The 18,561-nt window shown below is 61.5% G+C and carries 16 protein-coding genes; 4 read left to right on the plus strand and 12 right to left on the minus strand.

Going from position 1 to position 18,561, the window contains the following annotated elements; genetic code table 11:
* Positions 1-21: 21 nt before the first annotated feature.
* From J0909_RS02580 to J0909_RS02630, 11 genes are all read right to left on the minus strand, one after another.
* The gene (locus J0909_RS02580) at positions 22-864 is read right to left on the minus strand and encodes an FAD/NAD(P)-binding protein (RefSeq protein WP_207260224.1); all 843 of its coding nucleotides are present in this window, start codon (positions 862-864) and stop codon (positions 22-24) included.
* On the minus strand, positions 857-1,927 hold the full coding sequence (locus tag J0909_RS02585) for a 4Fe-4S dicluster domain-containing protein (protein WP_207260228.1): 1,071 nt from the start codon (positions 1,925-1,927) through the stop codon (positions 857-859). The genes J0909_RS02580 and J0909_RS02585 overlap by 8 nt, the downstream gene beginning before the upstream one ends.
* The gene (locus J0909_RS02590; RefSeq protein WP_207260230.1) at positions 1,927-2,889 is read right to left on the minus strand and encodes a 4Fe-4S dicluster domain-containing protein; all 963 of its coding nucleotides are present in this window, start codon (positions 2,887-2,889) and stop codon (positions 1,927-1,929) included. Before J0909_RS02590 ends, J0909_RS02585 begins: the two co-directional genes overlap by 1 nt.
* Positions 2,890-2,901: 12 nt before the next feature.
* Positions 2,902-3,375 (minus strand): hydrogenase iron-sulfur subunit, encoded by a 474-nt coding sequence (locus J0909_RS02595; protein ID WP_207260231.1) that lies wholly within the window; start codon positions 3,373-3,375, stop codon positions 2,902-2,904.
* Complete coding sequence (locus J0909_RS02600) at positions 3,366-5,321, minus strand: CoB--CoM heterodisulfide reductase iron-sulfur subunit A family protein (protein ID WP_207260232.1); 1,956 nt, start codon at positions 5,319-5,321, stop codon at positions 3,366-3,368. The genes J0909_RS02595 and J0909_RS02600 overlap by 10 nt, the downstream gene beginning before the upstream one ends.
* Positions 5,321-6,223, minus strand: coding sequence for a CoB--CoM heterodisulfide reductase iron-sulfur subunit B family protein (locus J0909_RS02605; protein WP_207260233.1), 903 nt, complete (start codon positions 6,221-6,223; stop codon positions 5,321-5,323). The genes J0909_RS02600 and J0909_RS02605 overlap by 1 nt, the downstream gene beginning before the upstream one ends.
* Positions 6,223-6,771: a 4Fe-4S dicluster domain-containing protein gene (locus tag J0909_RS02610; protein ID WP_207260234.1), complete on the minus strand. Its 549-nt coding sequence runs from the start codon at positions 6,769-6,771 to the stop codon at positions 6,223-6,225. Before J0909_RS02610 ends, J0909_RS02605 begins: the two co-directional genes overlap by 1 nt.
* Before the next feature lie 113 nt (positions 6,772-6,884).
* On the minus strand, positions 6,885-8,066 hold the full coding sequence (locus J0909_RS02615) for an iron-containing alcohol dehydrogenase (RefSeq protein ID WP_207260236.1): 1,182 nt from the start codon (positions 8,064-8,066) through the stop codon (positions 6,885-6,887).
* A 364-nt stretch (positions 8,067-8,430) separates the two neighbouring features.
* Positions 8,431-9,774, minus strand: coding sequence for a sigma-54-dependent transcriptional regulator (locus J0909_RS02620; protein ID WP_207260240.1), 1,344 nt, complete (start codon positions 9,772-9,774; stop codon positions 8,431-8,433).
* Positions 9,767-10,975, minus strand: coding sequence for a two-component system sensor histidine kinase NtrB (locus J0909_RS02625; protein WP_286181705.1), 1,209 nt, complete (start codon positions 10,973-10,975; stop codon positions 9,767-9,769). Before J0909_RS02625 ends, J0909_RS02620 begins: the two co-directional genes overlap by 8 nt.
* On the minus strand, positions 10,969-12,111 hold the full coding sequence (locus J0909_RS02630) for an iron-containing alcohol dehydrogenase (protein ID WP_207260243.1): 1,143 nt from the start codon (positions 12,109-12,111) through the stop codon (positions 10,969-10,971). The genes J0909_RS02625 and J0909_RS02630 overlap by 7 nt, the downstream gene beginning before the upstream one ends.
* A 258-nt stretch (positions 12,112-12,369) precedes the next feature.
* Between J0909_RS02630 and J0909_RS02635 the strand changes: the two genes are divergently transcribed.
* Positions 12,370-13,125 carry an IclR family transcriptional regulator gene (locus J0909_RS02635; RefSeq protein WP_207260245.1) on the plus strand — a complete coding sequence of 252 codons (756 nt, stop codon included), beginning with the start codon at positions 12,370-12,372 and terminating at the stop codon, positions 13,123-13,125.
* 620 nt (positions 13,126-13,745) lie between these two features.
* On the opposite strand, the gene J0909_RS02640 is transcribed toward J0909_RS02635, so the two are convergent.
* On the minus strand, positions 13,746-14,231 hold the full coding sequence (locus J0909_RS02640; protein WP_207260246.1) for a hypothetical protein: 486 nt from the start codon (positions 14,229-14,231) through the stop codon (positions 13,746-13,748).
* On the opposite strand from J0909_RS02640, the gene J0909_RS02645 reads away from it, so the two are divergent.
* From J0909_RS02645 to ilvD, 3 genes are all read left to right on the plus strand, one after another.
* Positions 14,226-15,566, plus strand: a complete 1,341-nt coding sequence (locus J0909_RS02645) for a GntP family permease (RefSeq protein WP_286181706.1) — start codon at positions 14,226-14,228, stop codon at positions 15,564-15,566. The two genes, J0909_RS02640 and J0909_RS02645, sit on opposite strands and share 6 nt — an antisense overlap.
* A gap of 85 nt (positions 15,567-15,651) precedes the next feature.
* Positions 15,652-16,554, plus strand: coding sequence for a dihydrodipicolinate synthase family protein (locus J0909_RS02650; RefSeq protein ID WP_207260248.1), 903 nt, complete (start codon positions 15,652-15,654; stop codon positions 16,552-16,554).
* Between the two features lie 58 nt (positions 16,555-16,612).
* The gene (gene ilvD / locus J0909_RS02655) at positions 16,613-18,334 is read left to right on the plus strand and encodes a dihydroxy-acid dehydratase (protein ID WP_207260249.1); all 1,722 of its coding nucleotides are present in this window, start codon (positions 16,613-16,615) and stop codon (positions 18,332-18,334) included.
* Positions 18,335-18,561: the final 227 nt, after the last annotated feature.

The following is an 18,561-nucleotide window of genomic DNA, read 5'->3' on the forward strand; positions in this document are numbered from 1 at the left end:
ACGGAGGCTAAGGCGAGGCGTCTATAACTCGTTGGGCAGTTGCCGAAGCTGCGCATAGGTAAAGACCGGGCCGTCCTTGCAGACATATTTGGTGCCGATGTTGCATCGGCCACAGATGCCCACCCCGCACTTCATCCGCTTCTCCAGAGTCGTGACGATCTGTTCGTCATTGAATCCCAGCGAATGTAAGGCCTCGATGGTAAACTTGATCATGATCGGCGGCCCGCAGGTCACGGCGAAGGCGTTCTCCGCCGAGGGAGCCATCTCCTTGAGCACGTTGGGGATCAGTCCCACATGGTGCTTCCAGTCCGGCGTGCCGTTGTCCACGGTCAGTTCGGTGGTCATGTCCTCGCGTTCGAGCCACTCGGGCAGCTCGTAGCTGAAGGCCATGTCCGAAGGGCTGCGGGCGCCATAGAGCAGCGAGATCTTGCCGTAGTCCTCGCGATTGTCGAGCATGTAGAGGAGCAGCGTCCGCAACGGGGCCATGCCGATGCCGCCGCCGACGAAGACGATGTCCTTGCCCTTCATGTCCTCATAGGGAAAACAGTTGCCCAGGGGGGCGCGCACGCCGACCTGGTCGCCGGGGCGCAGCTTGTGCAGCTTCTCGGTGATCTCGCCCACGCGCATGACGCTGAATTGGAGGTAGTCCATGCGGGTGGGCGAGGAGTTGATGACGAAAGTGGATTCGCCCACGCCGAATACGGACAATTGCCCCACCTGTCCCGGCTCGAAGCGGAACCTTCGCATGGCGTCGGGATTGTTGAGGGTGATGCGGAACGTCTTGATGTTGGACGTCTCCTGAATCACCTCCTGTATGGTGGCCATATCGGGAAGATACAGATTGGTCGCGTCGGTACTAGTCATTGACGTGCTCCTCTTTGGCCAAGGCGCGGTCCCGCGCCTGGTCGACGATGGCCCGGACGTCCATGGACACGGGGCAATGCACGATGCATCGTCCGCACCCTACGCAGGCAAGATTGCCGTCGTGCAGTTCGGGGTAATAGCTGAACTTGTGGCCGATCCGGTTGCGCATGCGCTGGGCCTTTCCGTCGCGGGGATTGTGGCCGCTGCCTTCCAGGGTGAACTGGAAGGACATGCAGTTGTCCCAGGTCCGTATCCGGACGCCGTCATCGCCCTTGATCTCATCGGTCATGTTGAAGCAGTAGCAGGTCGGGCAGAGGTAACTGCACGCTCCGCAGCTCAGACATTTGGACGTTATTCCCTCCCAGAATCCCTTGTCGTCGAAGAGTTCGAGCACTTTGCTCTGGATTCCGACGAGGGGCGCTTCATCGGGCATGGCGTCGCTCACGGCCTCGCGGACCTTGCGGGCCTCCTCCGTTCTGTCTTCGGCCTCCACCAAGGGCTGTTCCAGCAGGAACGCATCGCCCCGTTCGGTCACGGCTTCGACCACGAAGCCTCCCTTCACGGGCGTGAACAGGATGTCCGCGCCATCCGTCTCGCCCGGGCCGCCGCCCACGCGGTTGCAGAAGCAGGTGTCCGCGGGATCGGTGCAGGCCAGCACCGCCACCAGGGTCTTGTCCCGGCGGGAACAGTAGTAGATGTCGCGGCGGGTTCCGGCGTCATAGACGCGGTCGAACACGGTGAACCCTTTTGCGTCGCAGGGCCTGGCGCCGAAGAGGAACGTCTCCTGGTCGGGCAGGGTCTCCCGCAATTCGAGCTCGGTCCTGGACGGCACCCCCTCGCTCTTGGAGTAGTGAAACTCGAACAGGGTCTCGCAACGGGGGAGCAGGGCCGCCTTGGCCGAGGCGTCGGCCAGTCCTTTCAGATCCAGGCGGCTGTCCGCGTCCAGGGGCGCGAAGAGGGTTTGTCCGCCCACCTGCACCGGGGCCAGTACCTGCCGCGTTTCGGTCAGGGACAGGAGCCAGGGCAAAAGCTTGTCGTTGGCGATATATCGTGCGGTGAGCATTACCACTCCCTTTCCTTGATGTTTTTCTCCTCTTCACGGAATTCGAACAGCGGCGGGGCCTGGTCCGGGTCGGTTCCGGCCCGGTAGTCGAAGAGATCCTGGATGCTGCGGTTGAGGGCCTGCTTCAGGGTCATGATGGGCAGCCCCATGGGGCAGGCCCGCTCGCATTCGCCACACTCGGTGCAGCGCCCGGCCGTGTGCAGGGCGTGGATGGCCTGGAACATGAGCTTTTCCCTGGGGTGGTCGGTCTGGTCCACCCAATGGGGTTCGCGGCTCTGGGCCGCGCAGTGGTCCTGGCAGACGCACAGGGGACATGCGGATCGGCAGGCATAGCAGCGGATGCACCGGGTCATCTGGTCTTCCCAGAAGTGGAGGCGCTCTTCCATGCTCATGGCCTCCAGCTCCTCCAGGGTCGAGGCGGGCCGTTCCCCCACCTGGGGCGGCAGGCCGTGCTCGCCGATGAAGTGATCGCAGACCTCGGCGTCGGCCCCGGTGCAGGTGAAGCATTTTTGCTGCAATGTCTCGCCCAGGGGCAGGGTCTTGGCTTCCCCGGCCACGGTGAACCGGGCCGTCGCGCCGTCTATGGCGACGTCCTCGACCCCACGGGACGAGCCGAGGGCCTTGCGTGTCGTCCGGGCGTCCACGGCCCCGGTGCAATGGAGGCCGAAGATGGTCACGTCTTCGCGGTCGATGAGCTTTTCCTGCAACAATTCGACGATGGACCGGGCGTCGCACCCTTTGGCCACGACGCCGACCTTTTTCCCGCGCAGACCAGTCAGATATCCGGCCAGGTTCTGGGAACAGCGGGGGTCCCATGCAATGCGTTCGATGTCCGCTTCGTCGGTGATGAACAGCGGTGTATGGCTCAACGGGTCGGGCCCAGCCGTCCAGGCAATGACCATGTCCAGGTCGGGCAGCGCCTCTTTGATCGCCGATTTCAAATCATCAATGGATGATGCCATTGCGGGCCTCCTTTAAAGGACCTGGTTTTGGTCCATGTGACACAGGCACATGTCCAGGCTGGTTCCGGACTTGAAACCGGGCATGGGGCCCAGCGCGTGCACCTGTTCGGTGAAGCTGGTGACCACCGACCGCCAACGCTGACCCTCGGAGGCCGAGACCCAGGTGTATTCGAAGCGGCCGGGATCGACGCCGAGGACGGGCAGCAGGGCCTTGAGGACTTCAAGCCGCCTGCGGGCGTAGAAGTTGCCTTCGGAGTAATGGCAGTCACGGGGATGGCAGCCCGAGACGAGCACGCCGTCGGCACCGTTCATGAACGCGCGGACGATGAACAGCGGGTTGATGCGGCCCGTGCAGGGCAATCGGACGATGCGCAGGTCCGTGGGTTGGGCGAACCGGCCCACGCCCGCGGTATCGGCGCCCGCGTAGGAGCACCAGTTGCAAAGGAATCCGATGATCCGCAGTTCCTTTCCTTCGTTTACAGACATAAGGTGTTCACCTCGGCGAGTATCTGGTTGTCGGTGAAGTGGCGCAACTGGATGGCCCCCTGCGGGCAGGCGGCCGTGCAGACGCCGCAGCCCTGGCACACGGTCTCGATGACCGAGGCCTTGGGCATGCCCCGGAAATCGACCATTTCGATGGCCCCGAAGGGGCAGACCGATTCGCACTTGCCGCAGCCGATGCAGCGCACCAGCTTGACGTTGGAGACCTGGGGATCGCTGGCCAGCTTGTCCTTGGAGAACAGGACCAGCACCTTGGCCGCGGCTGCGTCGCCCTGGGCCACGGAGGAAGGAATGTCCTTGGGCCCTTGGCAGGACCCCGCGAGGTAGATGCCTGCGGTGTTGGTCTCGACGGGCTTGAGCTTGGGATGGCCTTCCATGAAGAATCCGTAGGGGTCGTAGGAGATGCGGAGTTTCTCCGCCAGTTCGTTCGAGCCTTTGGCGGCCTCGGCTCCCACGGCGAGAACGACGAGGTCGGCCTCGACTTCCACCTGCTGGCCCAGGAGCGTGTCCGCGCCCTTGACCAGATAGCGGCCGTTTTTCGGCTGGATGGCGGAAACCCTGCCTCGGATGTACCGGGCGCCATATTCCTCCATGGCACGCCGGGTAAACTCGTCGTAGTTCTTACCGGGCGAACGGATGTCCATGTAGAAGACGTAGGACTGGGAGTCGGGCATGTGGTCCTTGGTCAGGATGGTCTGCTTGGCCGTGTACATGCAGCAGAAACCGGAACAGTAGGGACGGCCGATGGACTTGTCGCGGGACCCCACGCACTGGATGAAGACGATGTCCTTGGGCTCGGCGCCGTCCGAGGGCCGCTTTATGTGCCCTTCGGTGGGACCGGAGGCCGAGAGCAGGCGTTCGTACTGCATGGACGTGATCACGTCCGGGTACCGGCCGCCGCCGTATTGGCCGTACTTGGTGAAGTCGAACAGATCGTAGCCCGTGGCCGCGATGATCGCCCCCACCCGCTCGGTGATCAGTTCATCCTGTTGGTCGAAACGGATCGCTTCGGTGGGACAGACCTTGGCGCAGACACCGCACTTGCCCTTGGTCAGCTTGATGCAGGCGTCCGCATTGATGCTCGCCTTCTTGGGGATGGCCTGGGGGAAGGGGATGTTGATGGCCGTGGTATTGCCGATGAATTCGTTGAAACGGTCCGGGGTCTTCTTGCTCGGACACTTGGTGGTGCATTCGCCGCAACCTGTGCAGGCGTCCCAGTCCACGTAGGCGGCCTTGCGGCGCACGGTGACGTCGAAGTTACCCACGAACCCTTTCACGGAGTCCACCTCGGACAGGGTGTACAGGGTGATGTTGGGATGCTGGGCCACATCCACCATCTTGGGGCCGAGGATGCAGCTTGAACAGTCCACGGTGGGGAACGTCTTGTCGAGCTTGGACATCTTGCCGCCGATGCTCGGCTCGCGCTCCACCAGAATCACTTCGAGTCCGCCGTCGGCGCAGTCCAGGGCGGCCTGGATGCCCGCCACACCGCCGCCGATGACCATGACCCGCTTGTTGATTTCGAACTCGCCCGCTTCGAGGTAGTCGTTGCGGCGCAGTTTCTCGACGGCCATGTGGACCAGTTCGGAGGCCTTGCGGGTGTTGGCCTCCATGTCCTTGCCGACCCAGGAGACGTGCTCCCGGATGTTGGCCATCTCGAACATGTATTTGTTCAGGCCCGCCCGTTCCAGGGTGCGCCGGAAGGTCGCTTCGTGCATGCGCGGGGTGCAGGAGGCCACCACCACGCCGTCCAGGTCATAGGTCTTGATGGCGTCCACGATGCCCGCCTGGCCGGGTTCGGAGCAGGCGTACATGGTGTCCGTGGCGAAGACCACTTCGCGGAAACTCAGGGCGGCCTTGGCCACGGCCTCGGTATCCACGGTCCCGGCAATGTTGCTGCCGCAGTGGCAGACGAAGACTCCGATATTCATTAGGCCCCCTCTCCGGTGTGCCCGGCCAGCGCGGCGAGCAGGGGGCGCGGACTGACGCAGAGTTTGTCCAGCATGGTGCTCGTCTCGCCCTGCCCGGCGGCAAGGCCGGCAAGTTGCGAATAATAGAAAACGGGCATGTTGTGCCCGCTGTGATTGGCTTTGTTGATCTGCGACTGGCGCATGTCCAGATTCATCTGGCACAGGGGGCAGGCCGTGACGATGGCGTCGGCTCCGGCCTCTTCGGCCGCATCCAGGATCCGCCCGGAAAGTTTGGCGATCACGTCCTTGCGGGTAGTCCCCAGCGAGGCGCCGCAACAGTCGGTTTTCAGGGGGAAGGGCAGTACCTCGGCTCCCAGTTCCGTCAGCAGATTATCCAGGGCCATGGGATTTTCCGGGTCGTCGAACTGCATGATCCGCGGCGGGCGGACCATGATGCAACCGTAGTAGGGAACCACCTTGAGGCCTGCGAGCGGGGCTTTGACCAGTTGGGCCAGGGCCTGGAGGCCGAGGTCCTCGACCACCACCTGGAGCACGGACTTGATGGGCAGGTCGGCGCGCAGGGGCCGCCCCACCACCAACTCCACCTTGCGGTGGAATTCGGGGTCCGCCAGGCGATACTGGGTGGTCTTGAGATTCTTCAGGCAACTGGGGCACGGCGTGATGATGCCGTCGAGTTCCCGTGCCTCGGCCATGTCGTCGGCAATGCCCAGGTTGCGGCCCACCAGGCAGGCGGACAACAGATGATCGACGGCGTGGGCCGGGGTGGACCCGCAGCAATTCCAATCGGGAATGTCCACCAACTCGATGCCGAGGTTCCGGCACAGGGCTCGGGTGGAGATGTCGTACTCGAGCGAGGTGCCGAGTCCCGAGCATCCCGGGTAATATGCGTAACACAGACTCATTACTTTTGCTCCCGGTAGCGGTCGAAGATCCCTCGAATTTCAGCTAATTTCTTGATGTCGTGGGCCTTCAGGCCCAGCTTGCCCTTGCGTAGGGCCATGGGCGCCAGGTCCACGTCGGTGAACATCCGGCCCGTCTTGCCCACATAGTTGGCCATGAGGCCGAGTTCGAAGACGCGGCCATGTTTCTCCACGGACTCCAGGAAGGCCTTCCAGAAGGCGCCGACGGCCTTTTCGCTGACGATGTTTTCCCGGCGCGCCATATGGCGCAGCACATCCATGACCCTGGCCACATCGATGTCGTTGGGACAGCGGGTGGTGCAGGTCTCGCAGGAGGCGCACAGCCAGATGGCGTGGGAGGACAGGGCTTCCTGCTTCCTCCCGGTCTGGACCAGGCGCATGATCTGGTTGACGGGATAATCGTATGCGAAGGAAACCGGGCAGCCGGCGGTGCAGTTGCCGCATTGGTAGCACAGGGCGAGGTTCTGTTCGCTCTCCCGCTGCACTTCGGCGATGAACTCGGTATCAAAGGCTTTTGGGCTGGATGACATGGATTTGAAACTCCGATTTGTATGAAACGGGACGGTGCCCGGGCACTGTCCGAAAACGAAATATCTCCCGATAGGGGCGGAGCCGAAGCCCCGCCCCCATTGGAAGGAAGGACCTACATAGCTGCTTCGTAGATGGCCATGACATCCATGTCTTTGGGGCAGCGGGGGTTGGTCAGGCCGCAGGCGTCCTTCTGGGCGTTTTCGGTCATGATCTTGATGTCCTTGATCTTGACGTCCTTGCCGTAGCGCTTGCCGAGCTCGACCAGGCCGGCGGGAATGCCGACGTCGGTGGAAAGCTGCTTGATGGCTTCGAGGCACAGTTCGGCCGCGTTGCGCTTGCTCATGCCTTCGATGTTCTGGTCCATCATCTCGGCCATCTCGGCGAAACGCTCGACCCGGGCGATGAGGTTGAACTTTTCCACGTGGGGCAGCAGGATCGCGTTGCATTCGCCGTGCGGCAGGTCATAGAAGCCGCCGAGCTGGTGGGCCATGGCGTGAACGTGACCGAGGCTGGCGTTGTTGAAGGCCATGCCGGCCAGGTACTGGGCGTAGCACATGCCTTCGCGGGCTTCGATGTCGGAGCCGTTGGCAACGGCGCGGCGCAGGTATTTGAAGACGAGGCGGATGGCCTTTTCGGCGCAGGCGTCGGTCATCGGAGTGGCGATGGTGGAAACATAGGCCTCCACGGCGTGGGTCAGGGCGTCCATGCCGGTGGCGGCGGTCAGCGCCGGGGGCATGCCCATCATCAGCAGCGGGTCGTCCAGGGCGATGCCCGGGGTGACGCGCCAGTCGACGATGGCCATTTTGACCTTGCGGGAGGTGTCGGTGATGATGCAGAAGCGGGTCATTTCGGATGCGGTACCGGCCGTGGTGTTCACCGCGATATACGGGGGCATGGGATTAGAGGACTTGTCCACGCCTTCATAGTCATGAATCTTGCCGCCGTTGGCCACGACCAGGCCGATGCCCTTGCCGCAGTCGTGCGAGCTGCCGCCGCCCAGGGTGATCAGGGAGTCGCACTTGTTGTCCTTGTAGACCTTCACGCCGTCGGCCACATTCTTGTCGGTGGGGTTGGGGACCGTCTCGTCATAGACCACGCAATTCATCTTCTGGCTCTTGAGCAGATCGACGATCTGCTGGGTGATGCCGCAGGCAGTGATGCCTTTGTCCGTCACGAGCAGGGGTTTTTTGCTGCCCAGGGCCTTGATCTTGGCCGGAATCTCCTTGTGGGCGCCGATGCCGATGAGGGTCACGCTGGGAATGAAAAAACCATTAACTTGTTCGGTAACTGCCATAATGTTCCATCCTTGTGGTTAAGGGTGACTGAGCTCGGGGACAAGTGCCTGCCACATCGTCGTGACGTCTTTTCCATGAGCAAGGAACGGGCCATTTGGCTTATTCCAGATATCATGGCGTGTTGCGATGGTTCCACCCTGGAGGACTCTGTACCCCTTCTCCCCTCATCTTTGGGCCAGTATGACCCCAGGTCTTCCTGTTTGAGTACTAAATTTAGTTATTTTAATCTGTTACGTTGTGTGTTGTTTTGATACACAGAAATAGAGCGAATGGGTCACAATTTCAAGGCGGGTGACAATGGAAAAACCCGTCGGAATAACGGGTTTTCTGGTTGAGGCGATGTCTACGCTGAAATGGGAGGGATTAGCTCAGTCCGAATTTCTCGATTTTCCGGTATAGGGTCTTTCTGCCTATGCCCAGGGCCTTGGCCGCCTGGAGCCGGTTGCCGTCGTAGAACTGGAGGGCGCGCTGGATGTGCTCGCGCTCCAACTCCTCCAGGGAGAAGACGGTGCCGTCACTCTGGTCCGCCACACGCTCCACCAACTCCCGGGGCAGGGCCTGGTTGGTGATCACGCCTCCCTCCGCCAGGATGATGCTCCGTTCGAGCACATTGCGCAACTCGCGGATGTTGCCGGGCCATTCGTACTGCGTCAGGCACTGCACGGCCTTGTCGGTGATGGTCAGCCGTTCGCGGCGCATGGCGATGCTCATGCGGCCGAGGAAATGTTCGACCAGCAGCGGGATGTCCTCCTTGCGCTGGCAGAGCGGGGGGACGGGGATGTTGAAGACGTTGATGCGGTGGTACAGGGCCTCGTTGAACCGCCCGGCCTCGACCTCTTCGGCGAGGTTCCGGCTGGTGGCGAACAGGAATCGGATGTCCACGTGCCGTTCGTTCTTTTCGCCCATGCGGCGGTACATCTTGGCTTCCAGCACCCTGAGGAGCCCGCCCTGGACTTCCAGGGGCAGTTCGCCGATCTCGTCCAGGAAGAGGGTGCCGGTGTCGGCGTAGGTCATCAGGCCGTCCCGGTTGTCCGTGGCCCCGGTGAAGGAGCCCCGCGTATGGCCGAACAGCTCGCTGCGCATGAGTTCCTTTTGCAGCGTGGCGCAGTTCTTGACGATGAAGGGCCGCTCGCTGCGTTCGCTCTGCTCCTGGATGCTGTGGGCGACCACGTCCTTGCCCACGCCGCTTTCGCCGGTGATCAGCACGGCCACGTCCGTGGGGGCGACCTTGCCTATAAGGTATTTGATCTGTTTGATGGGCGCGGAGTTCCCCACCAGCTTGGTGGAGGTCACGGCCTGATCGGAATGCCGGAAGCTGCGGTTCTCGCGCTGGAGGCAGACCCGCTGGTAGGCCCGTTCGATGACCAGCTCCACCCGATCGAGATGAAACGGCTTGGTCAGGTAGTCGTAGGCCCCGATACGCATGGCCTCGACCGCGTTGTCGATGTTGCCGTGCCCGGTGATCAGCACCACCTCGATATCGGGGTAGGCCGTCTTGAACTGCACGAGCATGTCCAGGCCGTCGCCGTCCGGCAGGCGTATGTCCGAAACCACGACGTCATAATGGCCTTTGGAGAATTTCTCCAGCCCGAGAGTGGCCGAGGAAGCCGTGTCCACGATGCGCTCCTCGGTGCTCAATTCGTGCTGGAGCAGCCTGAGTATGGATTCCTCGTCGTCTATGACCAGGACCTTGTAGGCGTTAGCCATGCCGTCCTCGTTTCCCGATGGGCAGGGTGACCGAGAAGCACGTTCCGGTACCTTCCTCGCTGTTGAATGATATCTCGCCGCCGTGGTCCTGGACGATGTGGTAGCAGGTGGACAGCCCGATGCCGATGCCCTTGCCCACGGGCTTGGTGGTAAAGAACGGTTCGAACGGCTTGTCCTTGTCCTTGTCCGGGATGCCGCAACCGGTGTCGCTCACCGACATGCGCACCCCGCCCTCGTGCAGGGAGGTGGATACGCACAGTTCCCCTTCTTCTCCTATGGCGTCCACCGCGTTGGTCAGGAGGTTCAGGACGACCTGCTTCAGTTGGGCCTCATCACCGTAGATCATGGGCAGAACTTCGGCCAGGGACATGGACACCTTGAGCTTGGGGTGCCTCCTGAAATGGTGCTGCAGAATGCGGATGGTGTCCTTGACCACGCGGTTGACGCTGACCTGGGTGAAATCGGCCATCATGGGCCGGCTGAAGGTCAAGAGGGTCTGGACGATCTTCTGGCAGCGCGAGCACTCCTTGAGGATGGTGTCGGTATACTCCTTGAAATCCTCATAGAGGGTGTCGTCCACGACGTTTTCCAGCCGGGGAAGTCGGCGCTTGAGCCCTTCGGCAAAGCCCGCCACCGCGGTCAGGGGATTGTTGACCTCATGGGCCACGCCCGCCGCCAGCACGCCGATGGTGGCCATCTTTTCAGCCTGGTAGAACTTGGCCTGGTATTCCTTTTCCATGGTCACGTCCCGCTTGAAGATCAGCACCCTGTGCTGGGGCAGGTGAGGGTTCTTCAGGGGCGCCGCGACCATCTGGAATTGCCTGTTGCGCCCGCCGATGCGGAAGATGGCGGTTTCCCGACAGACGGCATCGGTGCTGAGGGACCGGAACGCCGGACATTCGTTGCACGGGTAGTCGGTGTTTCGGAACACTTCGTAGCAGTAGCGCCCGATAGGGTTGATGCCCGGAAAGAGTTCCAGGAAGACGTGATTCACCGAGATGATTTCGAGATTCTCCGACAGGACCATCATGACGTCGGTGATGCCTTCGAGGATGGCCGCGATTTCGAGGCGCTGGTCCTCGGATTCCCGATGGCTGGCCGTCAGTTTCTCGATGCTCTGGCGCAGTTCCTGAAAAAAGTTGAGCTTGCTGTGCTCAATGCCCATGAGGTCTTCGAGCGTTGTGTTTGAAGTACTCACCATGCAGCCTCGCATATGCTCATCAGGTCCTTGCAGGTCGCTTCGCGGGGGTTGGTCAAAGTGCAGGCGTCGGGCAGCGCCTTCTTGCAGAGCAACTCCAGCTCGCTGTCGTCGGGCAGGATGTCGTTCAACCTGCATGTCGCGCCCAGATCCAGGAACAACTGTTCAAGGTATTCGATGCCCTTCATGGCCTGCACCTCTTCTGACCGGCATTGCACCCCGGTTATCTGGAAGCCCACGCGGGCCAGCTTTTTCGGCCTGGACGCGAGGTTGAAGCGCATGACCGAGGGCAGGAGCACGGGGTGAACCATGCCGTGCAGTACGTCGAATCGTCCGCCGATGGAGTGGGCCAGGGAGTGGGCGATGCCCAGGCCCGCGTTGCTGAAGGCCATGCCCGCCGCCGTGCTGGCGATGCTCAGGTTCTTGAGCGCCTCCGGGGATTTTGAATCCACCGCCTCCCGGACGTTCTCCATGAACAGTTGGATGGCCTGCATGGACTGCGGTTCGCTGAAGGGCGACGCCATCCTGGAGACATAGGATTCCACGGCGTGGGCCAGGGCGTCCACGGCCGAGGCGGCGATCAGCTCCCGGCTCTTGGTCGCCAGGATCATGGGGTCGATGATGGAAAGATTGGGCACCAGCGAACGGCTGATGATGGACATCTTCACCTGTCGTTCGACGTCGGTGATGATGCAGAACTGGGAGACGTCCGAGCCGCTGCCCGCGGTGGAGGGGATGAAGATCATGGGGGGAAGCGGGCGCATGATCTTGTTGGCGCCCTCGTAATCCCTGATCCGCCCGCCGTTGCCCACGATGGTGGAGATCCCCTTGGCTGCGTCGATGGGGCTGCCCCCGCCGATGCCGACGATGACGTCGGCGCCGTTCTCGATGTACAACTCCGCGCCCTTGTGTACCTGCACGTCGCGGGGGTTGGAACTGACTTCATTGAAGTAGACGCATTCGATGGCGTCCTTGCGGAGCAGGTCCATGACCACCTCCACCCAGCCCGCCTTTTCGACCCCGGGATCGCTGACCAGCAGGACGCGCTTGGCCCCCAGGCGACGGGCGCAGGGCGCAAGGTATTTTATGCTGCCGTTGCCGAAAATGACTTCCGGGATGGCGAATTTGGTGATGAGCATGGCGTCTCCGCACGTAATTAGATGGACCTCAGCGTACCCAGTTTCCCCGAACTTAGGCAAGTCCTTTGCCGAGGTTCTCATTTTTGCACCGGGGCGTTGGCCCGTGCCGCCTGTCCGTGCGCGGCAAGACCTCCGTCAGCCGGTCCGGTCGTTTTTGCGAGGCAATTCTCGCTGACGCCGGTTGACATATCTTTTCGCCCGGAGTATTCGTTTTTGAAGTCGAAACGCCGTCCGACAATGTCGCACGCAAAGGTAGCCATGTCCGAAGGAAGAATTATCCAGTCCGTAGCCCGGGCGCTGAATATCTTGGAACTGTTTGAAAGTTCCACCGATCTCAGCGTGACGGAAATCGCTAATCGGCTCGATTTGAGCAAAAGCACGGCCTTCGGTCTGATCAACACCCTCGCGCACAAAGGCTACTTGGAGCAGAACCCCCGTGATTCCCGATATTCGTTGGGTCTCAAGCTGCTCCGGCTGGGGGGGGCGGTCCAGCGGCACAATATCATCGTCAAGCGGGCCAAGCCCTTTATGGAAAAACTCGTCCAGGAGTTCGCGGAAACGGTTCATCTGACCGTCGAACGTAACGGCATGGTGGTCTACATCGAGAAGATCCGGGGCGAAAAGGCCATCTTCATGCAGTCGGCCGTCGGCGCGGAAAATCCGATGTATTGTACCGGCGTCGGGAAATGCCTGCTTGCCTATATGCCTGCGGCGAAGCTGGAGCGGCTGCTCCAGAAGATGCAGCCGCTGGAACGGCGCGGGCCGAACACCATTATGGACATCGAGGAGCTGCGCCAGGAGTTGCAGGTCATTCGCGAACGCGGCATCAGTATCGACGATGAGGAGCATGTCCCCGGCCTGATGTGCATCGCCGCCCCGATCCGGAATCACGATGGAGAGGTCATCGCGGCCATCAGTATTTCCGGGGCCAAGGCGGGCATTTCGTCGAAGCTGGTCGGTCGGATATCGGAAAAGGTGGCGTGGACCGCGCAGCAGATCAGTGCGGCCATGTAATTTTTTTTCACATACGATGCGAACACTGTGCTACATTGTCGCACGACAGAAGTGTGACTCAGGGGCAATCCTGTAGGAAAACCCTGTGTTGAGCACACGGAATTGACGGAAAACAGCATGTTGAAATGTGCCCACGCCGGTCTGCGAAGGTGGTGGGCAGTGCCCCGGGAGTAGGGCGGACTGTGCGCAAAGTCCTCCACTGACGGTGCCGTGTTCGCTTTTTGTGCGAACGATGTCCGGTAATGTCGGACAAATGGTGAGCCCGTTTATTGAGTGAGCGGGAGGGCTGGTCGGGATTGTGAAGACGCAACCTGTGCCTCGGCGGGCCCTGTCATGCTGATGGTTGATGGAGCCCCAGGCCGGTTGCGGAGCGGGAGGTGTGCTTGGGGGAATATTTTTCACCTCTGGTGTGAATGTCGTGCGATATAGTCGCACAAGGCGGTTGCGGTTCAGTGAAAATAGGCAGCTCCATGGCGAAACGTCCGAGCGAGGGCATGGGCGGCTGCCGAACACTTCGTGAGGGGATAATCGTTAAATGACGGAGGGTAATGTCTAGTGGTGTTTTTCCCGCCGCTGCCCGGCTGTTCGACAGCCAAGGCGCGCGGGACGAACAAGGCGCGTCAGACTGCTTGCCAATCCGGCGGCAAACTGCTTTGACGGGGCTCCCGCCCTCGGGGGCATGTCATAATTCCCAATCCCACGCCGGAGGGAAATTCCCGTCCACCGTTGTCGCGGCGGTGGAAGAAAACCGGCCCGGTCGGCAGGACAATGCGCGTCATCGTCCGCCAAATCTGGAAACGAGGCGACGGTCCGAAGGACCGAAAAAATGGCGACTTTTTGTTGCCGTATTCATCACCGCTGAAGGGGCGGGTCCGATAGACCGCATCGAGTGTCTCAGGGGTGTTGAAAATTATCATGATGGAATGCAATGAAATGAAAATCGTCGGGACAGGGAAGGCAGGACGGATGCACAGGCGACGCATCGGCACCTTTGAGTGTTCCCGACATAAATAAATGAGAATATTATGACACCAGTACTGTTTTTGATCATTCTTGCGATTGCTATCATCTTCTTGATGTTGCTGATTATGAAAGTCAAAATGCATCCTGTGCTCGCCCTCTTCCTGACGAGCATCGGACTCAGCCTGGCGTTTGGCAACACTCTCATCGATTCCGTTAACCTGATCAACACCGGATTCGGTGGAACCCTCAAGGGCATCGGCGTCACGATCATCCTCGGTTCGATTTTGGCCATGGGTATCCAGGACACCGGCGCGGCCACTTCGATCTGCAACTTTTTCACGCGCCTGTTCCGCGGACGGGCTCTCGAACTGGCTCCGGCGCTCACGGCGTACATCGTTTCCATCCCGGTGTTCGGCGACATCACCATGGTCCTGACCGCGCCGATCGCTTCCATCCTGTCCCGGCGCAAGAAGATTTCCATGTCCTCCATGTCCTCGTTCATCGGCATGGGCCTCGGGCTTACGCACGGCCTGGTGCCGCCCACCCCCGGCATCCTGGCCATCGCGCTGATGTACGGCGCGGATCTCGGCCTGACCATCTTCTGGGGGATCATCATTTCGTTCGTGGCCTTCATCGGAACCTGGCTGTTGCTGCGCAAGTGGGCCGCCAAGGAATGGATCGAGCCTCGGGAGGATTTCGTGGAAGGCATCGAGCCCGCCAAGTCCGATTCGATTGATGACATCATCATTCACGAGAAGGGGCTGCCCAATGCGTTCATGTCCCTGCTGCCCGTTCTGATTCCCGTGGTGCTCATCACTTTCGCCTCCTTCGCCAAAGTCTATATGAAGGACGGCGGCGCGACCCTGACTTTCTTCACCTCCGTGGGCGACAGGGTTATGGCCCTGCTGCTGGGCGTCGTGTTCACCGTCGTGCTCGGCTACCTCAAGGCCGACAAGGTCAAGGCCCACCATCTTCGCAACTCCGGCAATGACGGCGCGAGCCTGAGCCAGATCCTTCTCGGCACCTGGGTCGGACGCGGCCTCGTGGTCGCGCTGCTGCCCTTGCTGATCACCGCCATGGGCGGCGCCATGGGCGGCATCCTGAAAAGCGTTCCCGTGGTCAAGGACCTGGGCGTCATGGTCGCGGACACCAATCTGCTGCCCATCATGATTCCCTTCCTGACCGCCTCCATCCTGATGACGGCCATCGGTTCCATGACCACCGCGGGCCTGACCGCCGCCGCCATCGTCCTGCCCATGCTGGACTCCCTGGGGATCTCCCCGGTGGCCGCCACGCTGTCCATCGGTTGCGGCACCATGATCTTCAGCCACCTGAGCGACAGCGGCTTCTGGATCATGACCCAGTTCTTCAACCTGAACACGACCCAGGGCCTGAAGTACCTGACCCTTCCGCGCGCCGTCAGCGGCGTGATCGGATTCATTACGCTGTCGATCCTCGTTTCGATGGGGCTGATCTAGCCGCGTATTCGTCCGGACTTCGGAGACGACTTTTAAGCAGGCCGGAATTCCGGCCAAGATGTGACAATACAATAAGGAGTTACCAATGTCTTTTGACGCATTCAAGGGAGTCATCCCGCCCGTTTCGACCATCATGAACGACAAGGGCGAATTCGACGCCGACGGGATGGGAATATTCATAGACAGGTTGGTCGAAAGCGACGTGAATGCGCTGCTGTTTTTGGGCAGCGCGGGAGAATTCTCCCAGATGACGAACGCCACGCGCAAACAGGTCGCGGAATTCTGCGTGAAGCGCGTGGCCGGGCGCAAGCCGGTCATCATCGGCACCGGCGCCTGCGGCACGGCGGAGGTCATCGAGCTGAGCGAGCATGCGGCCCACATCGGGGCCGACGCCGTGATCGTGGTGAATCCGTACTATGCGTCCATGAGTGAAGAGCGGCTCTACCGCCACTACCGGACCATCGCGGAGAGCGTCTCGATTCCGGTGCTGATGTACAACTTCCCGGCCTTGACCGGCCAGGATCTGTCGCCCGCGCTGGTGACGCGCATCGCCAAGGACTGCCCGAACGTGATCGGCATCAAGGACACCGTGGACTGCATCAGCCACATCCGGGACCTGATCTTTCAGGCCAAGGGCGCCCGTCCGGACTTCAAGGTCATCTGCGGATACGACGAGTATCTGTTCACGACGCTGGCCCTGGGCGGCGACGGCGGCATCGTCGGCACCTCGAACTTTGCCCCCGAGATTACTTGCGGCATCTACAAGGCCTTTCAGGAGAAGGACATGGCGGCAATCGCCGAACTGCTTCCGCGCCTGAGCATACTGTCCCAGCTCTATTCGTTGGATACGCCGTTTTCCTGGCTGCTGAAAGAAGCCGTCCGCGCGACCGGTTCGGATATCCCCACTGGCGTGGCCGCCCCGGCCAGCGAACCCGACGAAGACGTCAAGAAGCGTTTCCGGGAAATCCTCAAGCAGGCGGGCTTCTAGAGAAGCGTCCACGAAGGGCGCGATTCGAATCGCAACACTGTGAAAAGGAGATATTACCTTGCAAAAACAAAGATGTGAACGCGTACGCGATCTCTGGTCCCAGGTCGACGCCCTCATGATGGGCATGAACTGGACGCGGGAAGACGTTGAAAAACCGCAGATCCTGGTTGACGATGTCCAGGGCGACAGCCATCCCGGCAGCTACCATCTCGACGTACTGAGTGAAGAGGCGTCCATCGGCGTCTACGAGGCGGGCGGACGTCCGGCCAAGTTCCACGTCACCGACATCTGCGACGGCTGGGCTCAGGGGCATGAAGGCATGAACTTCATTCTCTGCTCGCGCGGCATCATCGCCGACATGGTGGAGATCCACGCCTCCGTCATTCCGTGGGACGGCATGCTGCTGCTCTCCGGATGCGACAAATCCACTCCCGCCCACCTGATGGCGGCTGCCCGCATGGACATCCCCACCATCCATATCCCCGCCGGGGCCATGCGTTCCGGTCCGGGCAACTCCACCTCCGGCCTGGCCGGTCCGCTGTCCGCCCGCAAGAAAAAGGGCCATGTGGACCTCGCGGAGATGCGCGACTACAAGCTCACGGGTTGCCCCTCCTGCGGCGCCTGCCAGTTCATGGGCACGGCCAGCACCATGCAGTGCATGTCCGAGGCCCTGGGCATGGCCCTGCCCGGCACCGCGCTCATGCCCGCGACCATGGCCGAAATCCGGCGCATGGCCCGGGCGGCGGGAAAGCATATCCTGTACCTGGCGGAGAAGGGCATCACGGCCCGCAAGATCATGACCAAGGCGAACTTCACCAACGCCATGAAGGTTCATGCGGCCATCGGAGGCAGCACCAACGCCTACATCCATATGCCCGCCATCGCCCATGAACTCGGGCTCGAACTCCATCCCAGGGAGTTCGACGCCATCGGGCAGGAGATTAAATACATCACCAACATCCAGCCCAGCGGCAAGTACACGGCCGAGCTGTTCTGGTTCGCGGGCGGCATCCCCATGGTGCAGCACATGCTTCGTGACCAGCTCGACCTGGACGTCCTGACTGTGACCGGACACTCCCTGGGCGATTCGCTGGCCATGCTGGAGCAGGACGGCTTCTTCAACCGTTGCCTCGGCCACCTGAAGAGCTACGGCATTCCGCGCGAGGACGTCATCCGTACCACCGAGCAGTCGGACAAGTGCGGTTCCATCGCCGTGCTGGAAGGCAATCTGGCTCCCCAGGGGGCGGTGGTGAAGTATGCGGCCGTGAAGCCTGACATGCACCGGCATATCGGCCCCGCTGCCGTCTTCGACAGCGAGGACGATGCCCAGTCCGCGATCATCGCGGGCAAAATCCGTCCCGGTTCCGTCGTGGTCATCCGCTATGAAGGCCCCAAGGGTAGCGGCATGCCGGAGATGTTCATGACCACCGACGCCATCGTCTACGACGAGACCCTCAACGGCACGGTCGCGATCGTGACGGACGGCCGTTTCTCCGGCGCGACCAGCGGTCCCTGCATCGGCCACGTTTCCCCCGAGGCGGTCGATGGCGGTCCCATCGCCCTGCTGGAAAACGACGATCTGATCGAGATCAACATCCCCGAGCGCGCCCTGCGCGTGGTCGGCGTGAAGGGCGAGGAGAAGACCTCCGAGGAAGTGGAGGCGGTCCTGGCCGAACGCCGGAAGAATTGGACCCTGCCGGAACGCCCGGAAAAGCGCGGCGTGCTCAAGCGGTATTCCGACAGCGCCGTTTCCGCCATGGAAGGAGCTTACATGCGCTAGGCTTCCCGCGCTGGGAAGTCCGTGGCACCGCGAAAATACCACAACCTCCACCCCCGCAAGGCGTCTGCCGACGGCCCGGGCCCCCATCTGCGGGCTTCGGCAGGTGCCCGTGGGGGGGCAGCTGATGGCTTCGCGAAACATTCTGGCCCCGCAAGAGCAGTACGCCCTTGCGGGGCCGGGATTTCTTTGGCAGATGTGGCCTGGCGCGCGCTGTCGGTCACCGGCTG

This window comes from Desulfovibrio sp. Huiquan2017, assembly GCF_017351175.1.
Lineage (GTDB): Bacteria > Desulfobacterota > Desulfovibrionia > Desulfovibrionales > Desulfovibrionaceae > Pseudodesulfovibrio.

Excerpts from the sequence above, each read along its gene's own strand:
- J0909_RS02580 (WP_207260224.1), bottom strand. The coding sequence starts at position 864 with ATGACTAGTACCGACGCGACCAATCTGTATCTTCCCGATATGGCCACC.
- J0909_RS02620 (WP_207260240.1), bottom strand. The coding sequence starts at position 9,774 with ATGGCTAACGCCTACAAGGTCCTGGTCATAGACGACGAGGAATCCATA.
- J0909_RS02645 (WP_286181706.1), top strand. The coding sequence starts at position 14,226 with ATGCATCCTGTGCTCGCCCTCTTCCTGACGAGCATCGGACTCAGCCTG.
- J0909_RS02635 (WP_207260245.1), top strand. The coding sequence starts at position 12,370 with ATGTCCGAAGGAAGAATTATCCAGTCCGTAGCCCGGGCGCTGAATATC.
- J0909_RS02590 (WP_207260230.1), bottom strand. The coding sequence starts at position 2,889 with ATGGCATCATCCATTGATGATTTGAAATCGGCGATCAAAGAGGCGCTG.
- J0909_RS02600 (WP_207260232.1), bottom strand. The coding sequence starts at position 5,321 with ATGAATATCGGAGTCTTCGTCTGCCACTGCGGCAGCAACATTGCCGGG.
- J0909_RS02585 (WP_207260228.1), bottom strand. The coding sequence starts at position 1,927 with ATGCTCACCGCACGATATATCGCCAACGACAAGCTTTTGCCCTGGCTC.
- J0909_RS02640 (WP_207260246.1), bottom strand. The coding sequence starts at position 14,231 with ATGCATTTTGACTTTCATAATCAGCAACATCAAGAAGATGATAGCAAT.
- J0909_RS02615 (WP_207260236.1), bottom strand. The coding sequence starts at position 8,066 with ATGGCAGTTACCGAACAAGTTAATGGTTTTTTCATTCCCAGCGTGACC.
- J0909_RS02625 (WP_286181705.1), bottom strand. The coding sequence starts at position 10,975 with ATGGTGAGTACTTCAAACACAACGCTCGAAGACCTCATGGGCATTGAG.
- J0909_RS02595 (WP_207260231.1), bottom strand. The coding sequence starts at position 3,375 with ATGTCTGTAAACGAAGGAAAGGAACTGCGGATCATCGGATTCCTTTGC.
- J0909_RS02605 (WP_207260233.1), bottom strand. The coding sequence starts at position 6,223 with ATGAGTCTGTGTTACGCATATTACCCGGGATGCTCGGGACTCGGCACC.
- J0909_RS02630 (WP_207260243.1), bottom strand. The coding sequence starts at position 12,111 with ATGCTCATCACCAAATTCGCCATCCCGGAAGTCATTTTCGGCAACGGC.
- J0909_RS02650 (WP_207260248.1), top strand. The coding sequence starts at position 15,652 with ATGTCTTTTGACGCATTCAAGGGAGTCATCCCGCCCGTTTCGACCATC.
- J0909_RS02610 (WP_207260234.1), bottom strand. The coding sequence starts at position 6,771 with ATGTCATCCAGCCCAAAAGCCTTTGATACCGAGTTCATCGCCGAAGTG.